This window comes from Nitrobacter sp. JJSN, assembly GCF_051912485.1.
Lineage (GTDB): Bacteria > Pseudomonadota > Alphaproteobacteria > Rhizobiales > Xanthobacteraceae > Nitrobacter.
Map to the genome: position 1 here is coordinate 3,760,666 of NZ_CP196822.1, position 24,110 is coordinate 3,784,775.

At 63.2% G+C, this 24,110-nt stretch carries 20 protein-coding genes; 4 read left to right on the top strand and 16 right to left on the bottom strand.

Translation table 11 applies throughout. From position 1 onward, the window contains the following. The first annotated feature begins 142 nt into the window (after positions 1 to 142). The 3 genes from fabA (at position 143) to fabI (ending at position 3,005) form a co-directional block, all read left to right on the top strand. Complete coding sequence (fabA, locus tag ACSZOQ_RS18265; protein WP_439923811.1) at positions 143 to 667, top strand: 3-hydroxyacyl-[acyl-carrier-protein] dehydratase FabA; 525 nt, start codon at positions 143 to 145, stop codon at positions 665 to 667. Positions 668 to 770: 103 nt separating this feature from the next. Then, positions 771 to 1,994: a beta-ketoacyl-ACP synthase I gene (gene fabB / locus ACSZOQ_RS18270; RefSeq protein ID WP_439923812.1), complete on the top strand. Its 1,224-nt coding sequence runs from the start codon at positions 771 to 773 to the stop codon at positions 1,992 to 1,994. A gap of 180 nt (positions 1,995 to 2,174) precedes the next feature. After that, positions 2,175 to 3,005 (top strand): enoyl-ACP reductase FabI, encoded by an 831-nt coding sequence (gene fabI, locus ACSZOQ_RS18275; protein ID WP_439923814.1) that lies wholly within the window; start codon positions 2,175 to 2,177, stop codon positions 3,003 to 3,005. Positions 3,006 to 3,186: 181 nt separating this feature from the next. On the opposite strand, the gene ACSZOQ_RS18280 is transcribed toward fabI, so the two are convergent. Both ACSZOQ_RS18280 and katG read right to left on the bottom strand, forming a co-directional pair. Beyond that, on the bottom strand, positions 3,187 to 3,783 hold the full coding sequence (locus ACSZOQ_RS18280) for a glutathione S-transferase family protein (protein ID WP_439923815.1): 597 nt from the start codon (positions 3,781 to 3,783) through the stop codon (positions 3,187 to 3,189). Between the two features lie 153 nt (positions 3,784 to 3,936). Next, on the bottom strand, positions 3,937 to 6,105 hold the full coding sequence (katG, locus tag ACSZOQ_RS18285; RefSeq protein WP_439923816.1) for a catalase/peroxidase HPI: 2,169 nt from the start codon (positions 6,103 to 6,105) through the stop codon (positions 3,937 to 3,939). A 251-nt stretch (positions 6,106 to 6,356) separates the two neighbouring features. On the opposite strand from katG, the gene ACSZOQ_RS18290 reads away from it, so the two are divergent. Then, positions 6,357 to 7,262 carry a LysR substrate-binding domain-containing protein gene (locus ACSZOQ_RS18290; protein ID WP_439923817.1) on the top strand — a complete coding sequence of 302 codons (906 nt, stop codon included), beginning with the start codon at positions 6,357 to 6,359 and terminating at the stop codon, positions 7,260 to 7,262. A gap of 211 nt (positions 7,263 to 7,473) precedes the next feature. Here the strand turns inward: ACSZOQ_RS18290 and pnp are convergent, their stop codons facing one another. From pnp to ACSZOQ_RS18360, 14 genes are all read right to left on the bottom strand, one after another. Next, positions 7,474 to 9,627 (bottom strand): polyribonucleotide nucleotidyltransferase, encoded by a 2,154-nt coding sequence (gene pnp, locus ACSZOQ_RS18295; protein WP_439926134.1) that lies wholly within the window; start codon positions 9,625 to 9,627, stop codon positions 7,474 to 7,476. Positions 9,628 to 9,951: 324 nt separating this feature from the next. Further along, on the bottom strand, positions 9,952 to 10,221 hold the full coding sequence (rpsO, locus tag ACSZOQ_RS18300; protein ID WP_439923818.1) for a 30S ribosomal protein S15: 270 nt from the start codon (positions 10,219 to 10,221) through the stop codon (positions 9,952 to 9,954). A gap of 2 nt (positions 10,222 to 10,223) precedes the next feature. Continuing rightward, positions 10,224 to 11,459, bottom strand: a complete 1,236-nt coding sequence (gene truB, locus ACSZOQ_RS18305; protein ID WP_439923819.1) for a tRNA pseudouridine(55) synthase TruB — start codon at positions 11,457 to 11,459, stop codon at positions 10,224 to 10,226. A gap of 5 nt (positions 11,460 to 11,464) precedes the next feature. Then, a complete protein-coding gene (gene rbfA, locus ACSZOQ_RS18310) occupies positions 11,465 to 11,878 on the bottom strand; it encodes a 30S ribosome-binding factor RbfA (RefSeq protein ID WP_439923820.1) in 414 nt (137 codons plus the stop codon). Between the two features lie 143 nt (positions 11,879 to 12,021). Beyond that, the gene (infB, locus tag ACSZOQ_RS18315; RefSeq protein WP_439923821.1) at positions 12,022 to 14,628 is read right to left on the bottom strand and encodes a translation initiation factor IF-2; all 2,607 of its coding nucleotides are present in this window, start codon (positions 14,626 to 14,628) and stop codon (positions 12,022 to 12,024) included. Positions 14,629 to 14,698: 70 nt separating this feature from the next. Next, positions 14,699 to 15,364, bottom strand: a complete 666-nt coding sequence (locus ACSZOQ_RS18320; protein WP_439923822.1) for an RNA-binding protein — start codon at positions 15,362 to 15,364, stop codon at positions 14,699 to 14,701. 75 nt (positions 15,365 to 15,439) lie between these two features. Beyond that, entirely contained in the window at positions 15,440 to 17,044 is a 1,605-nt protein-coding gene (gene nusA / locus ACSZOQ_RS18325) for a transcription termination factor NusA (protein WP_439923823.1), read from the bottom strand. A 3-nt stretch (positions 17,045 to 17,047) separates the two neighbouring features. Beyond that, complete coding sequence (gene rimP, locus ACSZOQ_RS18330; RefSeq protein ID WP_439923824.1) at positions 17,048 to 17,812, bottom strand: ribosome maturation factor RimP; 765 nt, start codon at positions 17,810 to 17,812, stop codon at positions 17,048 to 17,050. Between the two features lie 267 nt (positions 17,813 to 18,079). Further along, entirely contained in the window at positions 18,080 to 18,847 is a 768-nt protein-coding gene (trmB, locus tag ACSZOQ_RS18335) for a tRNA (guanosine(46)-N7)-methyltransferase TrmB (RefSeq protein ID WP_439923825.1), read from the bottom strand. Positions 18,848 to 19,115: 268 nt separating this feature from the next. Further along, positions 19,116 to 19,535, bottom strand: a complete 420-nt coding sequence (locus ACSZOQ_RS18340; RefSeq protein ID WP_439923826.1) for a helix-turn-helix domain-containing protein — start codon at positions 19,533 to 19,535, stop codon at positions 19,116 to 19,118. Positions 19,536 to 19,757: 222 nt separating this feature from the next. Then, positions 19,758 to 21,356, bottom strand: a complete 1,599-nt coding sequence (lnt, locus tag ACSZOQ_RS18345) for an apolipoprotein N-acyltransferase (protein WP_439923827.1) — start codon at positions 21,354 to 21,356, stop codon at positions 19,758 to 19,760. Next, positions 21,353 to 22,477, bottom strand: a complete 1,125-nt coding sequence (locus ACSZOQ_RS18350) for a hemolysin family protein (protein ID WP_439923828.1) — start codon at positions 22,475 to 22,477, stop codon at positions 21,353 to 21,355. Before ACSZOQ_RS18350 ends, lnt begins: the two co-directional genes overlap by 4 nt. Further along, entirely contained in the window at positions 22,478 to 22,987 is a 510-nt protein-coding gene (ybeY, locus tag ACSZOQ_RS18355; RefSeq protein WP_439923829.1) for an rRNA maturation RNase YbeY, read from the bottom strand. A 71-nt stretch (positions 22,988 to 23,058) separates the two neighbouring features. Beyond that, positions 23,059 to 24,108: a PhoH family protein gene (locus ACSZOQ_RS18360; RefSeq protein WP_439923830.1), complete on the bottom strand. Its 1,050-nt coding sequence runs from the start codon at positions 24,106 to 24,108 to the stop codon at positions 23,059 to 23,061. Between the last annotated feature and the right edge of the window lie 2 nt (positions 24,109 to 24,110).

Here is a 24,110-nt window from a genome sequence, read left to right on the forward strand (position 1 = left end):
AGCCTCGCTTTGCCCCCCTTCGGACCCTGTGTTAGAGAGCCTCGCAGCGCCGATCCAAGACCGGCGCCCGTCTCAGGCGAAAGCCACACGTTTCGCGCGCCTCGCGAACCGTCATTCCTCGATGAGAGAAAGGCCAGGCAGGATGCAGGATCGGCGCAGCAGCTATGATTATGAGGGTTTGCTGGCTTGCGGCCGGGGCGAACTGTTCGGACCTGGAAATGCCCAGTTGCCGTTGCCGCCGATGCTGATGTTCGATCGGATCACCGAAATCAGCGAGGATGGCGGGGAGTTCGGCAAGGGATTGATCCGCGCCGAGCTTGACGTGAAACCGGACCTCTGGTTCTTCGGCTGCCACTTCAAGGGCGATCCGGTGATGCCCGGCTGTCTTGGCCTCGACGCGCTGTGGCAGATGGTCGGATTTTTTCTGGGCTGGACCGGCGGTGATGGCCGTGGCCGCGCGCTCGGTCTCGGCGATTTGAAGTTCTCCGGTCAGGTGCTGCCGCACGTCCGCAAGGTCGTATACAATGTCGACATTAAGCGCGTGATGCGCTCGAAGCTTGTGCTGGGGATCGCGGACGGGTGGCTTTCCGCAGACGGCGACATTATCTATCGCGCGAACGACTTGAAGGTTGGTCTGTTCAAGCAGGATGCTGCGCCGGGAACATAGGAGCCGATGGCTTCAAAGTCGGTGGCTCCGGCGATCGATGTAGGTTTAGGATTTTTGACGAGGGTGCCTTCATGAGACAGCGTAACGATAGTGCGAGGAGATCATGAGGCGGGTTGTCGTCACGGGGATGGGCATTGTCTCATCCATCGGAAACAACACTCAGGAAGTGCTAGCCAGTCTGTTTGAGGCGAAGTCCGGCATCACGCGCGCGGAGAAGTATGCGGAGCTCGGCTTCCGCTCTCAGGTGCAGGGTGCGCCGACGCTGAATTCGGCCGATGTGATCGATCGCCGTGCGATGCGCTTCCTGGCTGAGGGCGCGGCGTGGAATCACGTGGCGATGGAGCAGGCGATCCGCGACTCCGGGCTGGAGCCATCGGATGTCTCCAACGAGCGCACTGGAATCATCATGGGCTCCGGCGGCCCGTCCGCGCGTACGATCGTGGAAGCCGCCGACATCACCCGAAGCAAGGGACCAAAGCGGGTAGGTCCGTTCGCGGTGCCGAAAGCAATGTCGTCGACAGCTTCGGCGACGCTCGCGACCTGGTTCAAGATCAAGGGCGTCAACTACTCGATCTCGTCAGCCTGCGCGACCTCCAATCACTGCATCGGCAATGCCTACGAGACCATTCAGATCGGCAAGCAGGACGTCATTTTCGCCGGCGGCTGCGAGGAACTCGACTGGTCACTGTCGGTGCTGTTCGACGCCATGGGTGCGATGTCCTCGAAATACAACGACACGCCGGCGACCGCCTCGCGGGCCTATGACGTCAGTCGCGACGGCTTCGTGATTGCCGGCGGCGCGGGCGTGGTGGTTCTGGAAGAACTCGAACACGCCAAGGCGCGCGGTGCGCGCATTTACGGCGAAGTCGTCGGCTATGGCGCGACGTCGGACGGCTACGACATGGTCGCCCCGTCGGGCGAGGGCGCCGAGCGCTGCATGAAGATGGCGATGTCGACCGTGAAAACGAAAGTCGACTACATCAACCCGCACGCGACCTCGACGCCGGCCGGCGACCCGCCGGAAATCGAGGCGATCCGCAAGGTGTTCGGCACCGGCGAGAAGTGTCCGCCGATTTCCGCTACCAAGTCGCTGACGGGGCACTCGCTCGGCGCGACCGGTGTGCAGGAGGCGATCTATTCGCTTCTGATGATGAACAACGGCTTCATTTGCGAAAGCGCCAACATCACCGAACTCGATCCGGTGTTCGCGGACATGCCTATCGTGCGTAAGCGTATCGACAACGCCAGAATTGGGACGGTGATGTCGAATTCGTTCGGTTTCGGCGGAACCAATGCCACGCTGGTATTCAAACGGCTGGATGCGTGACCCGTTCGCGCGGCAGCCGGGGAGGCCGACGACGGCAGCAGCAATAACGATTATGTCAAGATCTGGGTAAAGCGCGGAGCGCGTCTTGCGCGGACGTTCCGGGTCATCCAAAACCTTCCAACTTGTCCACGTCATCAAGACGTGGATGCCCGGCTTGGGGCGGGCATGACGGAGTTTCGCATGACACACCTGATGCAAGGCAAGCGCGGCCTGATCATGGGGGTCGCCAACGACCACTCGATTGCCTGGGGCATCGCCAAGACGCTGGCGGCGCATGGCGCGGAACTGGCCTTCACCTACCAGGGCGAGGCGCTGGCGAAGCGCGTCAGGCCGCTTGCGGAATCGGTTGGCGCCAACCTGGTGCTACCCTGCGATGTCGAGGACATCGCCTCGGTCGACAAGGTGTTTGCCGATATCGGCAATGCCTGGGGCAAGATGGATTTCCTGGTGCACGCCATCGCGTTCTCCGACAAGGGCGAACTGAACGGGCGCTACTCCGACACCACCCGCGAGAATTTCGAGCGCACCATGCTGATCTCCTGTTTCGCCTTCACCGAAGCCGCGAAACGCGCGGCCGCGTTGATGCCGGACGGTGGCAGCATGCTCACGCTGACCTATAACGGCGGCGATCGCGCGATGCCGAACTACAACGTGATGGGCGTCGCCAAAGCGGGGCTCGAAGCGTCGGTGCGCTACCTGGCAGTCGATTTTGGCGAGCAGAACATCCGCGTCAACGCTATTTCCGCCGGCCCGATCCGCACGCTGGCCGGGGCCGGGATCGGCGATGCGAGGTTTATGTTCGCGTTTCAGCAAAGACATTCGCCGCGACGGCGGGGCGTCAGTCTCGATGAACTTGGCGGCGCCGGGCTCTATTTATTGTCGGACCTGTCCGGCGGCGTCACGGGCGAGATTCATTTCGTCGATTCCGGCTACAACATCATCGCGATGCCTCAGCCGGACGCGTTGCGCAGCGATGGTATCCGCAACGGCGCATCGAACGAGACGAAGTAGTTCTCCGAAGCGGGGCGGCAAGTCGCGTCTTCCACCTTCCACCTTCCACTAAAGCGGGATGAGGAAAAGTGTGTAGCGGTTTTCCGCCCGCACGCCGCTTCTCAAAATAGTGGAATCGATCACGTTCATGATTTTGGATCGATTCGATCCAAAATCATCGTGACCAAGGGAAGAAGCTGAATCAGCCTGCCGCGATTTTCTGCGCGCGTTGAAACGCCGGCCGCGCCACGCAGCGGTCGATGTAGCGATCGAAGGCCGGGCGCGGCGGCACCATCTTGAACTCGCGGATCGCAAAGTTCAGCCCGGAGCCGATCACGATGTCGGCGGCGGAAAAATCGTCGCCGAGGATCCACGGCCCCGTTTCCAGCGCCTTGTCGAGCACGTCGAACACCTGTGTGGCATCTCCCCACGCTGCCGTGCGCGAGGGCACATCGATCTTGGTGAAAATCTGGATCAGCGCCGGTTCGATGCAACTCGGTCCGAAGAACAGCCATTGCAGATATTTCGCCCGGCGCGCATCGCCGAGCGGCGGGGCCAGCTTCGCATCCGGAAAACGCTCGGCGACGTAGGCGCAGATCGCCGCCGCCTCGGCGATCGCGATAGCGCCATCGGTGAGCGCGGGTACCTTGCCCATCGGGTTGATGGCGAGGAACTCCGGCGTCTTTTGCGCGCCGGTGGAGATGTCGGTCAAAACCCGCTCGTAAGGCTGCCCGGCTTCCTCCAGCAGCCAGAGTGCACTGAACGAACGCGAGCGTGGCGACCAGTAGAGTTTCATCATCGAGCAGTCATCCTTTCTTCCAGCGATCGTTTCGTCGTTCGGCATAGCAGGATGGGATGGCCATCGCGACATACATGAAAGCCCCTGCGAAGATATCGCAGGGGCGTGGTATTGAGCCGCTTTTACGGCGAGCGTCGCTCGCTGACGTGGCAATCAGGCCTTGAGATCGAAGCGGTCGGCATTCATCACCTTGGTCCAAGCGGCGACGAAGTCTTTTGCGAACTTTTCCTTTGCGTCGGCGCACGCATAGACTTCCGCAAACGCGCGGAGCTGGGAGTGCGAGCCGAAGATGAGGTCGATGCGGGTAGCGGTCCACTTCGGAGCGTTGGTCTTGCGGTCGCGGCCTTCGTAGACGCCCTCGGCGTTTGGAGGCTGCCACTCCGTGGCCATATCCAGCAGGTTGACAAAGAAGTCATTCGTCAGCTGGCCCTGCTTGGTCGTGAAGACGCCGTGCCTGGAGTCGCCGGCATTGGCACCGAGTACGCGAAGACCGCCGACCAGCACCGTCATTTCCGGTCCGGTCAGCTTCAGCAATTGCGCGCGATCCACCAGCGCTTCCTCGGGGGCCATGAACTGGTGCCGTTTGCCGATGTAATTACGGAAACCATCGGCACGCGGCTCCAGCGGAGCGAACGACTCGACGTCGGTCTGGTCCTGTGACGCATCCATGCGGCCCGGCGTGAACGGCACCTTGACGTCGATGCCGGCATCCTTTGCCGCCTTCTCAACTGCGGCATTGCCGCCGAGCACGATCAGATCGGCAAGCGAGACCTTCTTGCCCAAGCTTTTTTGAATCCCTTCGAGCTTCGACAGCACCGTCTTGAGCTGCGCTGGCTGGTTGACTTCCCAATCCTTCTGGGGGCTCAGGCGAATGCGCGCGCCGTTGGCGCCGCCGCGCTTGTCGGAGCCGCGGAAGGTCGAGGCCGAGGCCCAGGCAGTCGAAACCAGTTGCGGCACGCTCAGGCCGGAAGCGAGGATCTTTGTCTTCAGGTTTGCGATGTCCGTGTCGTTGACCAGCTCATGATCAGCGGCCGGGATCGGGTCCTGCCAGATCAGCACTTCCTTCGGCACCAAGGGACCGAGATAACGCTCGCGCGGTCCCATGTCGCGATGCGTGAGCTTGAACCAGGCGCGGGCGAATGCATCCGCGAACTGGTCCGGATTCTCGTGGAAGCGCTTCGAGATCTTTCCGTAGGCGGGATCAAAGCGCAGCGACAGGTCCGTCGTCAGCATGGTCGGCACATGCATCTTCGACTTGTCGTGGGCGTCGGGTGTGATGGCAGGAGCGTTTTTCGCCTGCCACTGGTGAGCGCCGGCCGGGCTCTTGGTCAGCTCCCATTCGTATTTGAACAGCGTATCGAAGAAGTTGTTGTCCCACTTGGTTGGCGTTTGCGTCCAGGTGACTTCGAGACCACTGCCGATCGAGTCGCAGCCCTTGCCTGTGCCGAATTTGCTTTTCCAGCCGAGGCCCTGATCCTCGATCACGGCGGCTTCCGGCGCCGGGCCGACCAGCGATGCATCGCCGGCGCCATGGGTTTTGCCGAAGGTGTGGCCGCCGGCGATCAACGCGACGGTCTCCTCATCGTTCATCGCCATGCGGAGAAACGTTTCTCGGATGTCCTTGGCGGCCGCGAGCGGGTCCGGCTTGCCGTTCGGTCCTTCCGGATTGACGTAGATCAGGCCCATCTGCACCGCACCGAGCGGTTCGGCAAGCTGACGTTCGCCGCTGTAGCGCTCGTCGCCCAGCCACGTTCCTTCCGGACCCCAGAACAGTTCCTGCGGCTCCCATTCGTCGACGCGGCCGCCGGCGAAACCAAAGGTCTTGAAGCCCATCGATTCCAGCGCGGCGTTGCCGGCTAGAACGTAGAGATCGGCCCAGGAAATCTTGCGGCCATACTTCTGCTTGATCGGCCACAACAGGCGACGCGCCCTGTCGAGAAGCACGTTGTCCGGCCACGAGTTCAGCGGCGCAAATCGCTGCTGACCGCCGCCGGCGCCGCCGCGGCCGTCAGTGATGCGATAGGTTCCGGCGCTGTGCCACGCCAGGCGGATCATCAGTCCGCCGTAATGACCGAAATCGGCCGGCCACCACTCCTGGGAGTCCGTCATCAGCGCCTTCAGATCCTTGATGACGGCGTTCAGATCGAGACTCGCGAACTCCCTGGCGTAGTCGAAGTCCTTGCCCATCGGATCGGACAGGTTCGAGTTGTGATGAAGGACCTGAACGTCCAGTTGCTCCGGCCACCAGTCGCGATTTCTGTGTCCGTGACCGCCTGTGATCGGGCATTTGCCCGCGTTTTTGTCGTCCGTCTTTGCGTCCATGGTTTGTCTCCGATGCTGTGCTGTCGCGTTGCCGAATAGCCGGCCATGGCCCAAGGCCGCGGTCACCCGATGGAGACGTCAGCGCGAGCAGCGTCAGCCTGTCCGGGTGCGCCGGCGCCGGTGCTCGGTAGGGTTTGGTCACCTAAGGCCGCAGTCCTCCGGCAACGCGAGGGTGGCCAGAGTTTGGGAGATAACCGTCATCAGGTCCAGTCGAATTGCCTTTGCATCGCGATAATCTTATCTTATCGAGAATGGTCACGCTCAAACAGCTCCGCTACCTCGCCGCGCTCGCGCGCCACGGCCATTTCGGACGTGCCGCAGAGGCCTGCGCGATCACCCAGCCGGCGCTGTCGATGCAGATTCGGGAGCTGGAACAATTTCTCGGAGTCACCCTGGTGGAGCGGCGGCCGGGCGAGGTGATACTGACCGAGATCGGCCGGGAGATTTCCCGCCGCGCTGAAGACGTGCTGGCGTCGACGCGTGATCTCGTCGACGTCGCCCGCCATCGTGCCAGGCCGCTGACGGGGCGCTTGACGCTCGGCATTATTCCCTCGCTCGCGCCCTACCTGCTGCCGCGCATGTTGCCGGCGCTGCAATCGCAGTTTCCGGACTTGCAGCTCGAATTGCGCGAGACGCAGACCCGGCTGCTCGTCGAGGAGATCAAGGGCGGTGCGCTTGATGCAGCGATGCTGGCGCTGCCGCTCGGCGAGCCCGACATCGATACGATGGAGCTGTTCGACGATCTGTTCCTGCTGGCAGTGCCGGCGAGCGATCCGCGGCCTTGCGAACGCCACGTGGCTGCGCGCGACATCGATCAGTCGCGCCTGATCCTGCTGGAGGACGGCCACTGCCTGCGCGATCAGGCTCTGGCTTTCTGCGCCTCGATCCCGCGGGCACCGGCACCGGGCAGCACGGGCATGACGTTCGGCGCATCCAGCCTCGCGACCGTGATGCAGATGGTGGCCGGCGGTTACGGCGTGACGCTGATCCCGCAGATCGCTGCCGATGTCGAGGCGCGCGACAGCCGCGTGAAATTTCTGCGGCTGGAAGAGCCGCAGCCCGGACGCAGCATCGGGCTGGCGTTTCGCAGGACGTCTCCGCGCAAGGCCGATTTCACAGCGCTGGGGGATGTGGTGAAGGGATGCACGAAGGCATAGCAGACACGGACGTCATACTCCGCGAAAGTGGAGTATCCAGTATGCCGTGGCTTCACTGTAAATACTTGCGAATACTGAATCGCCGGCCGGAGCCTGTCATCGGGCCGGCGAAGCCGGACCCGTTGGCGGGGGATCGACGAGCGGCGTGCGGGAAACAAAAAGGGCGGCTCGAAAGCCGCCCTTTCGTAATCCTAACAGTGCCTGACGACACTTACTCGCCGGCGGCCTCGCGTGCCGGCGCCTCGGCCTTCTGTTTGGCCTCGAGGTCTTCGCCGGTCTCCTGATCGACCACCTTCATCGACAGCCGCGTCTTGCCGCGATCGTCGAAGCCGAGCAGCTTGACCTTGACCTTGTCACCTTCCTTGACGATGTCCGAGCTCTTCTGCACGCGGTTGTTGGCGAGCTGGCTGATGTGGACGAGGCCGTCCTTGGCGCCAAAGAAGTTCACGAAGGCGCCGAACTCCATCACCTTGACCACGGTGCCATCGTAGATCTGGCCGACTTCCGGATCGGAGGCAATCGACTTGATCCACTTGATCGCGGCCTTCATCGCTTCGCCGTCGTTGGACGCCACCTTCACGGTGCCGTCGTCCTCGATGTTAACCTTGGCGCCGGTCTTCTCGACGATTTCACGGATCACCTTGCCGCCGGTGCCGATCACTTCGCGGATCTTGTCGGTAGGGATCTTGAAGGTCTCGATGCGCGGCGCGTATTCGCCGAGCTCGGCGCGGGCATTGGTCAGAGCCTTCGCCATTTCGCCGAGGATGTGGATGCGCCCGTCCTTGGCCTGGCCAAGCGCGACCTTCATGATCTCCTCGGTGATCCCTGCGATCTTGATGTCCATCTGCAGCGAGGTGATGCCGTTTTCGGTGCCCGCCACCTTGAAGTCCATGTCGCCGAGATGATCCTCGTCCCCGAGAATGTCCGACAGCACCGCGTAACGGCTGCCTTCGAGAATGAGGCCCATGGCGATGCCCGCCGTCGGCCTCTTCAAGGGAACGCCCGCATCCATCAGCGATAGCGAGGCGCCGCAGACCGAAGCCATCGACGACGAGCCGTTCGATTCGGTGATCTCCGAAACCACGCGGATGGTGTAGGGGAACTCGTGGTGCGGCGGCAGCACCGGATGGATCGCGCGCCACGCCAGCTTGCCGTGGCCGATCTCGCGGCGCTTGGTGCTGCCGAGGCGGCCAGTCTCGCCGACCGAGTAGGGAGGGAAGTTGTAGTGCAGCAGGAACGTTTCCTTGTACGTTCCCGACAGCGCGTCGATGTACTGCTCGTCCTCGCCGGTGCCGAGCGTGGTCACGACCATCGCCTGGGTCTCGCCGCGGGTGAACAGCGCCGAACCGTGGGCGCGCGGTAATATGCCAACTTCGGCGACGATGTTGCGTACGGTCTTGACGTCGCGGCCGTCGATGCGCTTGCCGGTGTCGAGAATATTCCAGCGGACGATCTTGGCCTCGAGATGCTTGAACACGCCGGCGATGCGGAGCTTGTCGTATTTCGGCTCCTGTCCTTCCGGGAAGTAATGCGCGATGACCTTGGCCTTGGCGGCGGCAACGGCGTTCTGACGCTGCTGCTTGTCGGCAATGGCATAGGCCGGGCGCAGGTCGCCTTCGATCAGGCCGAGCATTTCCTTCTCGATTGCGCTGTCGTCGGCCTGGCTGACTTCACGCGGCTCTTTCGCGGCCTTCTCGGCAAGCTCGATGATGGCGTTGATGACCGGCTGAAAGTGACGATGGCCGAACATCACGGCGCCGAGCATGATGTCTTCGCTCAGCTCCTTGGCCTCCGATTCGACCATCAGCACGGCGTCAGCGGTGCCGGCGACGACCAGCTCGAGCTGGGTGTCGACCATTTCGTCGAGTGTCGGGTTGAGAACGTACTCGTCGTTCATGAAGCCGACGCGGGCAGCGCCGATTGGGCCCTTGAAGGGTGCGCCGGAGAGCGTCAGCGCCGCGGATGCAGCCACCATCGCCAGCACGTCGGGATCGTTCTCCATGTCGTGCGAGAGCACGGTGACGATGACCTGGGTCTCGTTGCGCCAGCCATCGGCGAACAGCGGACGGACCGGGCGGTCGATCAGGCGGGAAACCAGCGTTTCCTTTTCGCTCGGGCGTGCTTCGCGCTTGAAATAACCACCGGGAATACGGCCGGCGGCGTAGGTCTTCTCCTGATAATCGACGGTGAGCGGCAGGAAATCGACGCCTTCGCGCGGCGCCTTGGCGGCGACGACAGTGGCGAGCACGACCGTCTCGCCGTAAGTGGCCACCACGGCGCCGTCCGCCTGGCGGGCGATCTTGCCGGTTTCGAGTTTGAGCGGCCGCCCGCCCCAGTCGATCTCGACTGTATGCTTGTTGAACATTGTTTTGTCTTTCATGGGTTCACGGAGCACGGACGCCAAAACGCAAAAACCATGCGCAAGATTGCGGGACGTTGGCCACAACGATCGTTGCGGTGTCAGCGTCCGGCGATCCTGCCATGGTCTTCAGGTTTTGAATGGCGTCCATCCTCCCGATGGTACGGGCATTTGACCCGTCATCGCCCAGCTGCCGGATTGCTGCTGGACACGCTCTTCTTTAGGCGTGATCTGTTTTCCAAAAACCGGATGTCGATTTTCGCAGATCGCGCATGGCGTGGACATTCACGTCCACGCATCACAGCGCACAGGGATGCGCGCAGACTTTGCTCAGCGGCGGATGTTGTGCTTCTCGAGCAGAGCCTTGTAACGCGCCTCGTCCTTCTTCTTGATGTAATCGAGAAGGGAACGACGCGTGGAAACGAGCTTCAGGAGGCCACGACGGGAGTGATTGTCCTTGGTGTGGCTCTTGAAATGGTTCGTAAGATTGGAGATGCGTTCCGACAGGATCGCGACTTGAACCTCCGGCGAACCGGTATCGCCCGACTTGCGGGCGTTCGACTTGATGATTTCCGCTTTGCGTTCCGCGGTCACCGACATCGTTAGCCTCTTTCGTTGCGGCCGGAGCTGGCTGTCAGCCCGGTCAGGTTGAACACGCGCTTGGGGATGAGTTCGCCGTGCCCCAGTTCGGCGAGGGCCAACAACCGGCCTGCCACCGTGACATAGACTATGCCGCTACTCTGGGGCGCATCCCGTCCGCGCAACAAGACGGCTTGGCCCCGATGGAGCCTTGCCGCATCAGCCCGAGTGACGGCCAGCGCCGGGATGTCGTCCAGCGCGGTCTCAACGGGCAAAAGCGCGTCGGCGAGGTTTCCCTCGCCGGATGCGGCTCTATTGCACAAAGCCTCCAATTCTACCAGCGGAATCATGTCGGCCTCATCGAACGGGCCGACCAGCGTACGCCGCAGCGCGCAGATGTGGCCGTAACAGCCGAGAATCCGGCCGATATCGCGGGCCAGCGCCCGCACATAGGTTCCTTTTCCGCATTCGGCCTCGAACACGGAGCGGCCGTCATCTGTATGTTCTACGAGGTCAAATTGGTGAATCTCGACCTGTCGCGGCTGCAGGGCGACGGTCTCGCCGTCGCGGGCGAGGTCGTAGGCCCGTTCGCCCTGGATCTTGATCGCGGAATATTGCGGCGGGATCTGCTCGATCACGCCCGTGAAGCGCGGGAGCAGCGCCCGGACCGCGTCCGCATCAGGGCGGCTCTCGCTGGTCGCCGTGACCCGGCCTTCGGTATCGTCGGTATCGCGCTCCTCGCCCCACTGCACCGTGAAGCGGTAGCGCTTGCGGCCGTCCATGACGAAGGGAACGGTCTTGGTGGCTTCGCCAAGCGCAATCGGCAGGCCGCCCGAGGCCAGCGGATCGAGCGTGCCGGCGTGCCCGGCACGCTTCGCCGAAAACAGCCGTTTCACGACCGCCACCGCATGGGTCGAGGTCATGCCGATGGGCTTGTCGAGAACGACCCAGCCGTGCACGTCGCGCCTGTCGCGGCGCGGCTGGTTGTTCTGTTTCTTTCTTCCCTCGCCCGCTTGCGGGGCGGGGTGGCGAACCTCGCTCGCCGGGCGGGGACTCGCCTGGTGGGCTGCCGAGGAAAATTCCCCCTCCCCAATCCCCTCGGAGCGAGCTCGGCTCTCCTCGGCCCCCGAGCGAGAGGGGGAGCTGTCCTCGTCATGCGGCGATGTGTCGGAAAAATTATTTCCGCGATCAGAATTATTTTTCTCGGGCCCGTCCGATTCGCCGATTGGCGAATCGAATGCGCCGTTTTGCGTGGTCATGATCGTCAGCTTTCGTCCGAATCCGGTGCGAGGTCTCTCTGCACCGCAGGTGTTCTCAATAATTTCTCGATACGTTCCGCTTCGTCGAATCGTTCGTCAGCGCGGAAGCGGAGATCAGGTGCGAATTTCAGGTTAACGCGCCGCGCAATCTCGCCGCGCAGGAATTTCTTGTTGCGGTCGAGCGCCTCGATCACGTCAGTGGTGTCGCGGCCGCCGAGCGGCATCACGTAGATCGTCGCGAGCTTGAGATCGGGCGACATGCGGACTTCCGGCACCGTGATGAGATGCCCTTCAAGCACGGGATCATGAACGTGACCCTGTGCGAGAATATCGGCGATCGCGTGACGCACGGTTTCACCGACCCGCAACTGGCGCTGCGAGCCGCCGGGCTGTTTAGCTTGCTGATGATGGCGCGGCATGTACTGAAATCCAAATGTCGTCATCATCCGCGAATGCGGACGATCCAGTATCCGAAGCCTCAATGAGTTTTACGGGTTACTGGATGCTCCGCCTGCGCGGAGCATGACAGCTGCCTAAGCCTCGTTCGCCGTGAGATTCGGACTCACAGCGAGCGTTGAATGGTCTCCACGCGATAGCACTCGATAACGTCTCCGGGGCGCATGTCGCCGTAGTTCTCGAACGCCATGCCGCATTCCTGACCGGACTGAACTTCCTTCACTTCGTCCTTGAATCGCTTCAGCGTCGACAGTTTGCCTTCGTGCACCACGACGTTGTCGCGGATCAGGCGGACATGGGCGCCGCGTTCCACGGTTCCGTCGGTGACGCGGCAACCCGCTACTTTGCCGACCTTGGAGATGTTGAACACTTCCAGGATCTCCGCGTTGCCGAGCATGGTTTCGCGCAGCGTCGGCGCGAGCAGGCCGCTCATCGCCTTCTTCACGTCGTCCACGAGGTCGTAGATGATGTTGTAGTAGCGGATCTCGATGCCGTTGCGCTTGGCGGCGGCCGCGGCTTCCTTGTTGGCACGGACGCTGAAGCCGATGATCGCGGCGTTGAATCCTTCCGCCAGCGTGACGTCGGATTCGCTGATGCCGCCGACGCCCGCATGCAGGATACGCGCGGCGACTTCCTCGGTGCCGAGCTTTTCCAGCGAGCCGAGAATGGCTTCCAGCGAGCCTTGTACGTCGGCCTTGATAATCAGCGGGAAATCCTTGCGGCCCGCGGTTTTGAGTTGCGACATCATCTGCTCGAGCGAGCCGCGCATGCCGGAGGTACTGGCCGCGGCGTTTTCGCGCTTCTGGTGGGCGCGATAGCTCGTGACCTGGCGGGCGCGCGCTTCGTTCTCGACCACGGCAAGCCGGTCGCCGGCCTCCGGCGGTCCGTTGAAACCAAGCACTTCGACCGGCACCGACGGGCCGGCCTCGTCGACCGTATCGCCCTGATCCGAAATCAGCGCGCGGACGCGGCCCATTTCGGCGCCGGCCACGATGATGTCGCCGATCCGCAGCGTGCCCCGCTGGACCAGCACGGTGGCAACAGGGCCGCGGCCGCGGTCCAGCTTGGCCTCGATCACGGTGCCCTCGGCAGGACGCGATGCATTGGTTTTCAGATCGAGCAACTCGGCCTGAAGGGCGATCATCTCGAGCAGCTTGTCGAGGTTGGTCTTGTTCTTGGCAGAGACCTCGACGTCGACGACCTCGCCGCCCATCGATTCGACCTGCACCTCGTGCTGCAACAGTTCGGTGCGCACCCGCTCGGGTTTTGCGTCGGGCTTGTCGATTTTGTTGATGGCGATGATCATCGGGACCTTCGCCGCCTTGGCGTGATTGATGGCCTCGATGGTCTGCGGCATGACGCCGTCATCGGCGGCAACCACCAGAATGACGATGTCGGTGACCTTGGCGCCGCGCGCGCGCATCGCCGTGAACGCGGCGTGGCCGGGCGTATCGATGAAAGTGATCTTCTTGCCGCTCTCCGGCGAAGTGACCTGATAGGCGCCGATGTGCTGCGTGATGCCGCCGGCTTCGCCCGACACCACGTTGGCATGGCGCAGCGCATCGAGCAGCGAGGTCTTGCCGTGATCGACATGACCCATCACGGTGACGACGGGCGAGCGCGGCTCGGTGTCGGTGGAGACATCCACCACATCGAACAGGCCTTCCTCGACGTCGCTTGCCGCGACGCGCTTGACGGTGTGGCCCAGTTCTTCGGCGATGAGCTGTGCGGTGTCGGCATCGATCACGTCGGTGATCTTGTGCATCGCGCCCTGCTTCATCAGCATCCGGATCACGTCCACCGCGCGCTCGGCCATGCGGTTGGCGAGCTCCTGGATGGTGATCGCTTCCGGCACGATGACCTCGCGAATCAGCTTTTCCTTCGGCTCGTTCGAGGCATGACCCTTCAGCCGCTGGGTACGGCGGCGGAACGAGGCGATCGATCGTTCACGCACGTCGTCGGCGCTCAACGCCGTCACCAGCGTCAGACGGCCGCGCTGCTTGGCCGGCGCCGGCTTGGCAGCCGGCTTCGGCGCGATCACGGGACGTGCGGGGCCGCCACCGGGACGGCGGATCAGGCGCGGAGCCTCGTCCTCGTCGCTGCCGTCGGCGGCGACAGCAGCCGGGCGCGCCGGAGGTGCCGCGCGCGTGGTCGTGGCTGGTGCAGCCTTGGTCTCGGTTTCGCCGAAACGACGCTTGGCTTCGAGCTCGGCCTTGCGTTTGGTTTCCTCTTCCAGACGGTGACGTTCTTCCTCAGCCTTGCGGCGGGCCTCGGCAGCCTCGCGCTCGGCCTGCTCGATGCCTTCCTTGCTGTTGCGGCGCGCAGCCTCAGCTTCCGCAATCCGGCGCTCTTCCTCGGCGCGAACCTTGGCCTCGGCCAGCGCGCTTGCGCGCGCGCTGCGCTCGTCCTCGGTCAATGTGCGTAGCACCACGCCTGAATTGGCACGCGGAGCGGCTGGTGCCGCGGGACGCGCCGGCGGAGCCTTGGCGACGGGCGCTCTAGCGGCGACCGGTTCGGTGGTCCCCGCTGTTTCTGTGGCCGGAGCGTCGCCGCCGACCCGGCGCTTGCCACGTTTCTCGACCACCACCTGCTTGGTACGGCCGTGGCTGAAGCTCTGACGCACGGTGCCCTGCTCGACGCGCGGCTTGAGCGTCAAGGTCTTGCTCGGGCTGACGCTCAGAGTCTTGTCGCCAGGATTTTTCGTATCAACCATTCAGCAGTCCCAATCTTGTTGCGCCGTACGCGTTCGCACAGGTCGCGGTGTTAGAAAATTCTTGCCGTGTTCAGCTGCCTTGCCGCTGCCCGCCATCCCGGTATCGGACCAGGGTCTGGCTGCGCGACAGGAACGTCCCGCTCGCCGAGCCTGCGAGCAGGGCTGCATGTATCACATTTGACCGGCCCAGTGCCAAATCCAATTCTGCCGACGCCAGCGCGGTAATCACCGGGATTTCCCGCGTTTCGCCGGAATCCGCGGCCATTTTCTTAACAATACCGTCCAATTTCCGGATTCCATCGGCGGCGCCGTCCGCGGCGTGGAGCAGAATGGCCGCCTGACGCCGAAGGAGTGCGTCTTCGACCTTGGCAAAACCGGCGACGACCTGCCCGGCCTTGGCGACCATAGCCAGCGCGTCGATCGCGCTGCGCACCAGCGACTGCCCGGTCTCGTCGGCCAGAGACGCCGACGCGCGGACGTCCCGCTTGAAGCCCCGGCTAAACTGGTGACGACGGACCGCTTCCGCCACGGCGGCATGGGAGGCCGAGATCCAGAGGCCCCGGCCCGGAAGCTTGCGTTTCAGGTCGGCGATAACCTCGCCCGAAGGCGCCACCACAAACCGGATCAGTTCGCCGATCGGGCGCACCTGACGCGTGACCGCGCACATGCGCGTCGTCGCGGACCTGTTGGTCCGCGGTCCGTCGTCAAGATCTGCCGGTTCGGCGATGGCAAGCATGTTCGGGCCATTCTCCTTGTCATTGGCGCGAGGTCTTCGCGCAAAACCGATGTCTGCTTTCGCTGAACACAGGCCTCAAGCCGGTTGATCTTCGGCGGTAGCCTCCGCGGGTTTCGCAAGGTCGGCTTCGGTGATCCAGCCCGCGATCAGGCGCGCCTGCATGATCATGGTCTCGGCGTCCTCGCGTGAGATTTCAATGCCGTCGAAATAGCCCGCATGCTTGACCGCTTCGCCGTCCTTGCGCTCGGTCCAGCCGACCAGATCGTCGGTGGCGCAGCCGGCCAGATCCTCGACGTTCTTCACCTCGTTCTCGCCGAGTTTCACCAGCATTTTCGATGTCACGCCGGGCACCGCCTTCAAGGCATCGTCCACGCCAAGCTCCTTGCGTTTGTTTTCCAGCTCGGCCTCGAGCTGCTCCAGATATTCGCGGGCCCGGCTCTGTAGCTCGCCTGCGGTATCGTCGTCGAATCCCTCGATGACGGCGAGTTCCCGCGGATCGACCAGCGTCAGCTCTTCGACCGACGTAAAACCTTCCGACGCCAGCAGCTGGCCGACGACCTCGTCGACGTTGAGCGTTTCCATGAACATGCGGGTCGCGTTCTCGAAGTCGGCCTGGCGTCGCTCCGATTCCTCCTGCTCGGTCAGGATATCGATGTCCCAGCCGGTCAGTTGCGATGCGAGGCGCACGTTCTGTCCGCGCCGTCCGATCGCCAGCGACAACTGGTTGTTGGTATCGGGGACCACGACCTCGATCCGCTCACGATCCTCGTCGATCACGACCTTCGCGACTTCCGCCGGCGCCAGCGCGTTGACGACGAACGTCGCGATGTCCGGCGACCACGGGATGATATCGATCTTCTCGCCCTGCAACTCGTTGACGACGGCCTGAACGCGCGAGCCGCGCATGCCGACACAGGCACCGACGGGATCAACCGAGGAATCCCGGGAAATCACGCCGATCTTCGCACGAGAACCGGGATCGCGCGCCACTGCCTTGATCTCGACGATGCCGTCATAGATTTCCGGCACTTCCTGCGCGAACAGCTTCACCATGAATTGCGGATGGGTGCGCGACAGGAAGATCTGCGGACCGCGGGTTTCGCGCCGCACATCGAAGATATAGGCGCGGACGCGGTCGCCGTTGCGGAACACCTCGCGCGGCAGCATTTCGTCGCGGCGCACGACGGCCTCGCCGCGGCCGAGGTCGACGATCACGCTGCCGTATTCGACACGCTTGACGATGCCGTTGACGATGTCGCCGATGCGGTCCTTGAACTCCTGATACTGCCGGTCGCGCTCGGCCTCGCGCACCTTCTGCACGATCACCTGTTTGGCAGATTGTGCGGAGATGCGGCCATATTCCAGCGGCGGCAGCGTGTCGGCGATGGTGTCGCCGATCTGTGCGCCCGGGTTGGCTCTCTGGGCGTCCTTCAGCGAGATCTGGTTCGCGGCATTCTCGACCTGTTCGACCACAAGCATGTGGCGGGTGAGCTGGAGCTGCCCGGTCTTCGGGTGAATCTCCGCATGAACATCGGTCTCGCTGCCGTAGCGCGCCCGCGCCGCCTTGGCGATGGCGTCCTCCATCGCGGCGATCACGATGCTGCGGTCGATGGTCTTTTCTCGCGCCACCGCGTCTGCGATCTGCAGCAGTTCGAGTTTATTGGCGCTAACAGCGGCCATGACTTATTCTCCTTCGATGGGATCGATCTCGCCGCGCCGCAGTCTTTCTGCGGCCAGGCGATGTTCCTTGGTGTTCTTCGGTGGCGGCTTCTTGTGGGCTTTCGCCTCGCTCTTGGGTTTTGGTCTCGGCGCGTTGCGTCTGGTCGGATCGTTTTTCGCGTGCGGCGGAGGCGGTGGCAGAATGCCGAGATTCCGCTTCATCTCCCGTTCCGCGATCTTGCCCCGCCGCATCGATTCCGCAATCAATTCGTCGGTCAGAACCAGCCGGGCGTCGGCGATGTCCTCCATGACGAGCAGGACTTCCCCGTCGTCGTCCCGATGCAGCCGCAGCGCGTTGTCGGTGACGCCCTGAAGGGTGCCGCGAAACCGCTTGCGGCCTTGATGGGCGACCGCCATCTCGACCTTCACGAGGTGACCGGCGTGGCGTTCGAAATCGGACCGGCGTACCAGCGGCCGGTCGATGCCGGGCGACGAGATCTCCAGTCGATAGGCCTTGTCGATCGGGTCGGCGACATCGAGCACCGGCGACAGGGCCTTCGAGATCGCCTCGCAGTCCTCGATCAGCATGGTGCCGTCCGGCCGCTCCGCCATGATCTGGACCGTGCAGCCGGCTTCGCCCGACACCTTGATCCGCACCAGCCGGTAGCCCATGCCCTGCAAAACCGGAACCGCGACCGCCGCGACCCGCGCCGCGACACCAGGCTCGACCACCAGACGCGGCTCGTCGAGCAGCTCATGGTCCGGGATCTGGGCAACGGGATCGGTCATATTCAGGGTCAAAGGTCGGTCCGAAAGGGTAAATCTGACAGTCACTGGCTGGGCCGGCCATGTTGGCGTCCGGTCCGGCATTTGCTGCCTGAAAGGAACCTGGATGTGCCGCGGCGCATGAGGTCCGTTCAGGAAATAAAAAAGAGCGGGTCCGGAAGGGCCCACTCTCGATACGCGGTCGTATGAGAAAGTTTCAGCCGATATAGCTGTTTTCGCGCCTCTCGGCAAGGCCGGCGAGGGCGTGAGGGGTGGAATTCGCCGAGCGCGTCATTTGCTTTCGCGTCGAAACCGCAGATACGCGGCGCGGCGGCCCTCGCGCTCGGCTTTGCGGCCGTAGCGCGTCATGGTGTAGTCCGGCCACGGGTTGTGCCAGTCGGCGGCGCGTTCGGCGAGCCAAAGGAAATCCGGCGATCGCGCCAGATGCGACAGCGTCCATGCGCAGTAGTCGGCGATATCGCTGACAAAGCGGAATTCGCCGCCCGGCCGAAGCAAGCGCGCCATCTCCGTGATGGTCGCGTCCTGAACGAAACGGCGCTTCCAGTGACGACGCTTGGGCCACGGGTCGGGATGGATCAGGTCGATCCGCGCCAGCGAACCCTCCGGCAGCCACGCCAGCAATTCCGACGCGTCGCCGGCGAACAAGCGGATGTTGCCGATCTCGTGCGCTTCGATCTGCGCGAGGATCTTCGCCATGCCGTTGACGTAGGGTTCGCAGCCAATGAAACCGGTGCGCGGAAACGCCAGTGCCTCGGCGACCAGATGCTCGCCGCCGCCGAAGCCGATCTCGATACGCACCCCATCGACCGGCTGGTCGAACAGCGCAGCCGGCTCGGATGGTCCGGCTTTGTCAGGATCGAGGCTGAGGCGCGGCAGCAGATGCGCGATCAGGTCGCTCTGGTGTGACCGCAGCTTGTGTCCCTTGCGCCGCCCGAAAAATGAACCTTGACCGGACTCACGGGCGGTCCCGCGGCGAAGCGATGAAGCGTCATCGGCCGAAGGACGAAAGTCGTGAGGATCGGAAGTGACAGCTGTCATCGCAACGGTTGGGTGGGAGGAGGGTGCAAAAAGGCTACCGCCTAATTCACTCCACTATAGCGTTTTCGAGCGAAGTGGAATCCGGTTCGCATGAAGAAAACGCGTCAGATCAATAAACTAGCGTCTTTCACGGTTACCATGAAACGGTGAAAGACTCTAGATCACGATGATTTTGGATCGAATCCATCCAAAATCATGAACGTGATCGATTCCAATATTTAGAGCGGGATGTGGACCAAAAACGCTACACACTTTTCCTCATCCCGCTCTAGCGCCGGTCGGGCGCTTCGCGGGACGCAATCTGCTCGACCATGTCGACGATGCTGCGGCGGAGTTTCGCGTCGGTGATCCGCGTGAATGCGCGGGTCAGCGCGAGACCTTCGGAGGTTGCAAGAAAATCGGAGACGTAGGCAGGGGATGGCGCGTCGCTCAGACCTTCGGCCCTGGCGATGCCTGCGCCGGGGCTGCCCTCGAACAGAAACGAGACGGGGACTTGCAGGATTTCGGAAATCTGCTGGATGCGACTCGCGCCGACGCGATTGGTGCCTTTTTCGTACTTCTGAACCTGCTGAAATGTCAGTCCGAGAGCCTCGCCAAGCTTTTCCTGACTCATGCCCAGCATGATGCGGCGCATGCGCACACGGCTGCCGACATGCTTGTCAACAGGATTGGGCGCCTTGGTCGACATCTCCTTGGTCTCCTCAAATGGGGAGCGATCCGTGGCATACGCTCCGGGTGCCAATATCGTCAAACTGAACTCGATCACGTGATAAAAATTTGCGGTTAATCTCGGGCGGTTCCATCCGTCGCATTATACCAGTCGTACAAATTGTTACACGAATTATATCGATCGTGCGAATGGAAGCGCTGTATCGCATTTCCAGCGGCGTCTCTGCGTACGCTGCCCCCGTCAGTGCGCGCGACGCCGTCGAATCACCAAAACAAGCGCGATGGTCACCATCATTGCGGCGGGAATATCGCCTGCGCGGGCGTAGAGCGTCGGTGACATCGCGACCGGCAGGCGGGAATCCAGCACGCCTTCGACGCCGAGATCGAGCCGTGCGACAATACGTCCTACGGAATCGGTGACCACCGAAATACCGGTGTTCGCCGCCCGCACCAGGGGAAGTCCTTCCTCGATCGCCCGCAGCCGCGCTTGTTGAAGGTGTTGATGGGGCCCCGTGCTGATCCCGAACCAGCCGTCGTTGGTGAGGTTGACGATCCAGCCAGGCCGGCCGCCGCGGGATTCGATGTCCCCCGGAAAGATCGCTTCATAGCAGATCAGCGGGAGCACGCTCGGCGCATTTGGAAGTTCGATGGTCCGCCGACGCGTCCCCGGAATGAAGCCGCCCTGGACCTTGGTGAGTTGAACGAAGCCGAGCTTTTCCATCAGGCCCTGGAACGGCAGGAATTCGCCGAACGGCACCAGGTGGAGCTTGTCGTAAATCGACAGAATGCTTCCGTCGTCGTCGATGACATAGATCGAGTTGTAGGCGCGGGTGATCCTGGCGCCCGGCGGCAGATCGGGCGCGCGCACCGAGCCGGTAATCAGGATCGTACCCTTCGGCAAGAGATCCGCGATCTGGGCCATGGCGTCGGCTTCGCGGGCGAGAAAAAACGGGAATGCCGATTCCGGCCAGATCAGGACGGTGGCGCCGCTGACGCCGGTCGAGTCCGGTCCGGTGGCGCGGTCGGAGAGCGTCAGATATTTCTGCATCACCGCCGCCTTGGCGGAATAGTTGAAGCGTGCGTCCTGCTCCAGATTGGGCTGCATGATGCGCAGCTTGACGTTGTCTGCGAATTCCGTCGGATGACGCGACAGTCTCACCGCGCCGTAGACGCCCATGGCGACGAGCAGGATGACGGCGGTGACAGGGGCGATCCATGATCTTCGGCTGCGTCCGTCGATCAGCACGGCGGGGCTTGCGAAGATCGCGACGCTCAAAAATGTCAGACCCCACAGTCCGATCAGCGACGCCGTTTGCGCCAGCGCCAGCGGCTCGGTCAGCGCGTAGCCGAATGCATTCCACGGGAATCCCGTCAGTGCATGCCCGCGCAGCCATTCACCGACCGTGAGCGCCACGGCGAGGGCGAGAATGCGCGAGGCGTCCTTGGGCCAGATCCAGCGCGCCAGCGCAAAGCCGAGCGACGTAAAGAGTGCGAGATATGCCGGAAGGCCGATGACGGCGAACGGCATCAGCCATGCGAAGGTCTGGGCATCGACCAGAAAGGCGTTGCCGATCCAGTATAGCCCTGGAACGAAATAGCCGAAGCCGAACAGCCATCCCGTGAGCGCTGCGGCCGGTACGCCGCCGAGACGTCCGGCGCCTGCGCCGTCGATCAGCCAGGTCGCGATCGGAAAGGTGACGAACAGCACGGGCCAGATGTTGAACGGTTCCATCGCAAGCGCAGACGCGGCGCCGGCGAGAAGCGCAATGACGGCGCGCTTCCAGCCCCATGACAGAGTGACGGCAAGGCCAGCGGTTCGGACGCTACCTGCAATATTCACGGGTTTTCGCCTCCATCGCCTGGCGACGAGGGAGACGCCGGGTCGCCCTGCGGTTGCGAGGGCGCATCCGGTGCGGCCTCGCGCCGCCGCCCGTCGCGGGGGCGGACGGCGGGCCGCTCCTTACGCAGCCCGATCCGCAGCCGCTTGACTCGGCGCGGGTCGGCGTCGAGCACTTCGATCTCGAACGGGCCCGGCCCTGAAATGACCTCGCCCCGCACCGGCAAGCGGCCGACATGGGTGACAAGAAAGCCGCCGAGCGTGTCGACGTCCTCGCCCGCCTCGCCGATCACGAACTCGTCGCCGATCATGCCGCGGACGTCCTCGAGGCTGGCGCGCGCATCGGCGATAAAGGAATTGTCGGCCTGGCGCACGATGGAGGGCGGCTCGTCGCCGTCGTGCTCGTCGTCGATTTCGCCGACGATCTGCTCGACGATGTCCTCGATCGACACCAGGCCGTCGGTTCCACCGTATTCATCGACCACGAGCGCCAGATGGATGCGCGTCGCCTGCATCTGCGCCAGCAGGTCGATCGCCGGCATCGACGGCGGCACGTAGAGCAGTTTGCGGATGATGTTGGCTTCGCTCAGCGGCAGTGCCAGATCGATGGCGCGCAGGTCGAGGCCGGCGGGCGGCGCCTTTTTGCGTTTCGCCTTGGACGGCATCGCGGTGCGCGCGCGCACAGCCATGAATGCGAGCAGGTCGCGGATATGAACGATGCCTTCAGGATCGTCGAGGTTCTCGTCGTAGACAACTAGACGGGAGTGCGCCGCGCTCTCGAACACGTTGATCAGTTCGCCGAGCGGAATGTCGCGTTTGACCGCGATGATATCGGCGCGGTGGACCATGACATCGGCGATGCGTCGTTCATGCAGGTTGAGGATATTGCGCAGCATGGTGCGCTCGATGGCCGAGAAGCTGGTCTCGTCCGGCGTCGAGGCGTCGAGCACCACCTGAAGGTCGGCGCGCACCGATCCCGGCTTCCAGCCGAACAGTGAGCGGATCGCCCGCATCAGCCAGCGCTCTGAGGCCGGACGCAGCACCTCGCCGTTGTGCACGGGCACCGGCAGGTTGCGGTTGTCCTGCGGCGGCGTGGTGTCGCTGGGTTCGTCCTCCGGAGCCACTCAGGTCATCCGTTCTTGCGGCGCATAGGGATCGGGTATGCCGAGCCGCGCCAGAATTTCGCGCTCGAGGTTTTCCATTTCCCCGGCCTCTTCATCGGTTTCGTGATCGTAACCGATCAGATGCAGAAACCCATGGATGGCCAGATGGCTCAGGTGGTGACCGAACGGCTTGAGTTCGTCGTTGGCCTCGCGGCGCACGGTTTCATAGGCGATTGCGATATCGCCGAGCATACGCGGCGCATCGTCTGGCGAGGATGGACCAGTCGGCTGCAGCGCCGGGAACGACAGGACATTGGTCGGCTTGTCGATGCCGCGCCAGTTGGCGTTGAGCGTACGGATGCCGGCGTCGTCGGTCAGCATGATCGCAAGTTCGGCATCGCCGGTTTCAGTGTCGACGATTTCGGCGGCGGTCTCGATGGCGCGATGAATGATCGCTTCGGCATCGGCCTCCGCCCGCCAGCATTCGGCGACAATGAGAATTTCGGTTGCAGGCAAAGCGGAGTAGATCATCGTATGTCTTTCGCCGGCGCCGGCGCCGGCTCGTCGCGGAGGCCGGTCGCTTTCGCCATCCGTGTCCGGCATCATGGTTTTTTGGCTGCCGGCCGCTGCGGTAGCCCCTCATAGGCGGCGACAATCCGCGCCACCAGTTCATGACGGATCACGTCATCGGCCGTGAATTTCACCTGAGCCACGCCCTCGATACCGTCGAGCAGCCGCGTCGCTTCCGCCAGTCCTGAGATCTGGCCGTTCGGCAGGTCGACCTGCGAAGGGTCGCCCGTGACGATCATGCGGCTGTTTTCGCCCAGTCGTGTCAGGAACATCTTCATCTGCATCGCGGTGGTGTTCTGCGCCTCGTCGAGGATAATCGCAGCGTTGGTCAGGGTGCGGCCGCGCATGAAAGCGAGCGGCGCGATCTCAATCTCGCCGGTTTGCAGGGCGCGCTCGACGATGCGGGAATCCATCAGGTCATACAGCGCGTCGTAGATCGGCCGCAGGTAGGGGTCGACCTTTTCGCGCAAATCCCCTGGCAGGAAGCCGAGCCGCTCCCCGGCCTCGACCGCGGGCCGCGTCAGGATGATGCGATCGACTTCCTTGCGCTCGAACAGTTGCGCCGCCTGCGCCACCGCGAGCCAGGTTTTGCCAGTGCCGGCGGGGCCGATGCCGAATACCAGTTCATGATGTTTCAGTGCTCGGATATAGGCATCCTGCGCGGCGGTGCGCGCTCGCACCGGGCGCTTGCGCAGGTTGATGGCCTCGAAGGTCGAGAGTGGCGCCTTGGGGTCGTATTCGAACAGCGAGCCTTGTGCGATCACGGCGCGGATCGCGCCTTCGACCTCGCCCTGCGTGAGATCATGGCCCTGCGCCGCTTGGGTATAGAGTGTTTCCAGCACGCGCCGTCCGGCGTCGCAGGCGTCGCGCGATCCGGCGATGGTGATGTGGTTGCCGCGCGAATCGACGACCACTCCGAGCCGCCGCTCGAGTTGTGCGAGATTCTGTCCGTATGGGCCGACCAGCGCCGACACCGCGCGATTATCGTCAAAATCGATGACGACTTGCGTTTCGGGCGGGGCTTGCATGTCGAGTTTCCGGCTGGGGACGAGTGAGGGCGAATCCGATGCGCTCTTGGGCAAGG

Bases quoted from the DNA above. Each gene is read 5' to 3' on its own strand.
- fabA (WP_439923811.1), top strand. From the start codon at position 143: ATGCAGGATCGGCGCAGCAGCTATGATTATGAGGGTTTGCTGGCTTGC.
- fabB (WP_439923812.1), top strand. From the start codon at position 771: ATGAGGCGGGTTGTCGTCACGGGGATGGGCATTGTCTCATCCATCGGA.
- fabI (WP_439923814.1), top strand. From the start codon at position 2,175: ATGACACACCTGATGCAAGGCAAGCGCGGCCTGATCATGGGGGTCGCC.
- ACSZOQ_RS18280 (WP_439923815.1), bottom strand. From the start codon at position 3,783: ATGATGAAACTCTACTGGTCGCCACGCTCGCGTTCGTTCAGTGCACTC.
- katG (WP_439923816.1), bottom strand. From the start codon at position 6,105: ATGGACGCAAAGACGGACGACAAAAACGCGGGCAAATGCCCGATCACA.
- ACSZOQ_RS18290 (WP_439923817.1), top strand. From the start codon at position 6,357: ATGGTCACGCTCAAACAGCTCCGCTACCTCGCCGCGCTCGCGCGCCAC.
- pnp (WP_439926134.1), bottom strand. From the start codon at position 9,627: ATGTTCAACAAGCATACAGTCGAGATCGACTGGGGCGGGCGGCCGCTC.
- rpsO (WP_439923818.1), bottom strand. From the start codon at position 10,221: ATGTCGGTGACCGCGGAACGCAAAGCGGAAATCATCAAGTCGAACGCC.
- truB (WP_439923819.1), bottom strand. From the start codon at position 11,459: ATGACCACGCAAAACGGCGCATTCGATTCGCCAATCGGCGAATCGGAC.
- rbfA (WP_439923820.1), bottom strand. From the start codon at position 11,878: ATGCCGCGCCATCATCAGCAAGCTAAACAGCCCGGCGGCTCGCAGCGC.
- infB (WP_439923821.1), bottom strand. From the start codon at position 14,628: ATGGTTGATACGAAAAATCCTGGCGACAAGACTCTGAGCGTCAGCCCG.
- ACSZOQ_RS18320 (WP_439923822.1), bottom strand. From the start codon at position 15,364: ATGCTTGCCATCGCCGAACCGGCAGATCTTGACGACGGACCGCGGACC.
- nusA (WP_439923823.1), bottom strand. From the start codon at position 17,044: ATGGCCGCTGTTAGCGCCAATAAACTCGAACTGCTGCAGATCGCAGAC.
- rimP (WP_439923824.1), bottom strand. From the start codon at position 17,812: ATGACCGATCCCGTTGCCCAGATCCCGGACCATGAGCTGCTCGACGAG.
- trmB (WP_439923825.1), bottom strand. From the start codon at position 18,847: ATGACAGCTGTCACTTCCGATCCTCACGACTTTCGTCCTTCGGCCGAT.
- ACSZOQ_RS18340 (WP_439923826.1), bottom strand. From the start codon at position 19,535: ATGTCGACCAAGGCGCCCAATCCTGTTGACAAGCATGTCGGCAGCCGT.
- ybeY (WP_439923829.1), bottom strand. From the start codon at position 22,987: ATGATCTACTCCGCTTTGCCTGCAACCGAAATTCTCATTGTCGCCGAA.